4 protein-coding genes are annotated in these 2,703 nt (G+C 55.9%); all 4 read right to left on the bottom strand.

Annotated elements, in window-relative coordinates:
- A partial coding sequence (locus ABJQ89_RS01235; protein WP_348494458.1) for an ABC transporter ATP-binding protein occupies positions 1-582 on the bottom strand: 582 nt, incomplete at its 3' end.
- Entirely contained in the window at positions 579-1,436 is an 858-nt protein-coding gene (locus ABJQ89_RS01230; protein ID WP_348404943.1) for an ABC transporter ATP-binding protein, read from the bottom strand. The genes ABJQ89_RS01230 and ABJQ89_RS01235, both read right to left, overlap by 4 nt.
- Entirely contained in the window at positions 1,436-2,344 is a 909-nt protein-coding gene (locus ABJQ89_RS01225) for an ABC transporter permease (protein WP_348494457.1), read from the bottom strand. The genes ABJQ89_RS01230 and ABJQ89_RS01225 overlap by 1 nt, the downstream gene beginning before the upstream one ends.
- On the bottom strand, positions 2,345-2,703 hold a 359-nt coding region (locus ABJQ89_RS01220), incomplete at its 5' end, for an ABC transporter permease (protein ID WP_348494456.1).

The raw sequence follows: 2,703 nt of genomic DNA, 5'->3' as shown, positions 1-2,703 counted from the left end.
ATAGGTGAGTTTGTGTTCTTCACGCAGGTCCGCCAACAGATTTAGAATTTCTGCCTGCACCGAAACATCAAGCGCCGATGTCGGCTCGTCCAACAAGAGTAACTTTGGTTCAGGCGCGAGCGCGCGTGCGATGGCCACCCGTTGTCGTTGCCCGCCTGATAGTTGGTGCGGATACCGGAACCGGAATTTTTGCCCTAGCCCCACATCATCGAGTAGTTTGACAACTCGGTCGTCAATGCTGCGAAAGCCATGCAGGTGCAAGGTTTCGCCCAAGACCTGATCCACAGAATGCCGTGGATGCAACGATGCATAAGGATCCTGGAAGACCATCTGCACCGTCTTGAAAAACGACTTCGGGCGCTTTTTGATCACTTTCGCACCGGCAACCGAAATACCGCCCGACCACGTGGGCGCAAGCCCTGTGACCGCACGCAAAATTGTGGATTTCCCAGACCCGCTTTCGCCCACAAGCCCGAAACTTTCCCCCTGCGCCACCGTAAAGGTCGCGCCTTTTACAGCGTCCACGCGGTTGCGCGATTTGCCGAACCAGACGTTCAGGGCTTCGATCTCAAGCATGCTCATATGCGGCCACTCACACTTGGCACTGCCGACCAATCAGGGTCGCGTTTGAGCACCTCTAAACGGTCACGCGGGACACTCAGCCGGGGGAGAGAGTTGAGCAAACCGCGTGTGTAAGGATGTTTGGCCTCGTGCAGTTTGTCAGCCGCGCAGACCTCGACGATGCGCCCGGCGTACATGATCAGGACGCGGTCACAGAAATCCGCTACGAGGTTCAGATCATGGCTGATAAAAATCAACCCCATGCCGCGTTCCTTTACCAGCCCGTCCATAATATCAAGCACTTGTCGCTGAACCGACACATCTAAGGCGGAAGTCGGCTCGTCCGCGATCAAGATCTCTGGGTTTGGGATCAACATCATTGCAATCATGATCCGTTGCCCCATGCCCCCTGACATTTCGTGCGGATAGGCGCGCATGACACGCTCCGCGTCGCGGATTGATACGGCGTTGAGCATTTCGACCGCCTTGGCGTGCGCCGCCGCTTTTGAGACCTTGTTGTGCAGCCGATACCCCTCAATGATCTGATCCCCAATCGTGGTGACAGGGTTGAGCGAGAATTTGGGGTCTTGCATGACCATTGATATCCGCTGGCCACGCACCGCACGCATGTCCCGTTCTGATTTCTCAAGCAAATTCACGCCATCCAGATTGATGTGATCGGCCTGCACAATTCCGGGCGGGCGGATCAGGCGCAGGATGGCACGGCCGGTCATAGATTTGCCGGATCCGCTTTCGCCAACGATCCCAAGACGCTCGCGCCCCAGAGTGAAAGAGACCCCGCGCACGGCATCAAAGACGCCTTGGCGGGTCGGAAACTTAACCCACAGGTTTTCGACGTCGAGCAAGTTTTCCATCATTCGCCCGCCTTCGGGTCAAGAACATCACGCAGGCCGTCACCCAGCAGGTTAAAGGCAAGCGAAACGGTAAAAATGGCCAATCCGGGCATGGTCGCGACCCACCAATAGTCCAAAATAAACCTGCGCCCTTCGGAAATCATTGTTCCCCATTCCGGGCTGGGAGGTTGCGCGCCAAGACCAAGGAAGCCAAGTCCAGCAGCGGCTAAAATGATGCCCGCCATATCAAGCGTCACACGCACAATCAGCGACGAGACACAAAGCGGCCAGATGTGTTTGGTGATAATGCGAAGCGCACCGGCCCCTTGCAGTTGGATCGCGCTGATGTAGTCGGACGAACGGATTGTCAGCGTTTCTGCGCGCGCGATCCGGGCATAAGGCGGCCAGGCGGTCAGCGAGATAGCGAGAACCGCGTTCTCAATGCCTGCGCCCAGAGCGGCGACAAAGGCCAGTGCCAGAACAAGTCGGGGGAAGGCCAAGAAGATATCTGTGATGCGCACCAGAATAATATCGAACCACCCGCCGATATACCCCGAGACCGTTCCAACCAGTAGGCCCACGATAGGGGCGATCATCGCCACCAAAGCGACGATATAGAGCGTAATCCGTGCTCCGTAGATGAGGCGTGACAGGATATCGCGGCCAAGACTGTCGGTTCCGAAAATGTGCCCTTCTGTCCCCAGAGGCGCAAGGCGATTGCCCAGGTCCTGAACGAAGGGATCATGGGGCGATATGATCGGGGCCGCTGCCGCAACGACAACAAGCGCCACGAGGATACATAGCCCGATCATCGCCATAGTGTTGGATCGAAACGACAGCCAGCCTTGGTACAAGGCCGATAGTTTGGCGTGACGTCGAGAGGTGGGCGTGTCAGACAAGAGCCACGCGCGTAGGGATTGATCTGTCATTTATTTCGCTCTCGGGTCGAAGACTTTATAGAGCAAGTCCGAAAAGATATTCAGTAAGATAAAGATCAAACCAACGACCACAGTACCGCCAAGCACCGCATTCATATCAGCGCTCAACAACGCTGTGGTGATGTAGCTGCCGATACCGGGCCATGAGAAAATGATCTCGGTTAGCACGGAGCCTTCGAGTAAGTTAGCATAGCTTAGCGCGATGACTGTGATCAGCTGCACACGGATATTTTTGAACGCATGCTTCCAGACGACATCCCATTCTGACATGCCTTTGACGCGCGCCGTTGTCACATATTCGGCGCTCAACTGTTCCAACATGAATGAGCGCGTCATGCGTGAGATATAGG

Source organism: Planktotalea sp. (assembly GCF_039984035.1).
Lineage (GTDB): Bacteria > Pseudomonadota > Alphaproteobacteria > Rhodobacterales > Rhodobacteraceae > Planktotalea.
The sequence above is the reverse complement of the archived record's forward strand: the minus strand, read 5'-3'. Positions and strand labels throughout refer to the sequence as shown.

Excerpts from the sequence above, each read along its gene's own strand:
- ABJQ89_RS01230 (WP_348404943.1), bottom strand. The coding sequence starts at position 1,436 with ATGGAAAACTTGCTCGACGTCGAAAACCTGTGGGTTAAGTTTCCGACC.
- ABJQ89_RS01225 (WP_348494457.1), bottom strand. The coding sequence starts at position 2,344 with ATGACAGATCAATCCCTACGCGCGTGGCTCTTGTCTGACACGCCCACC.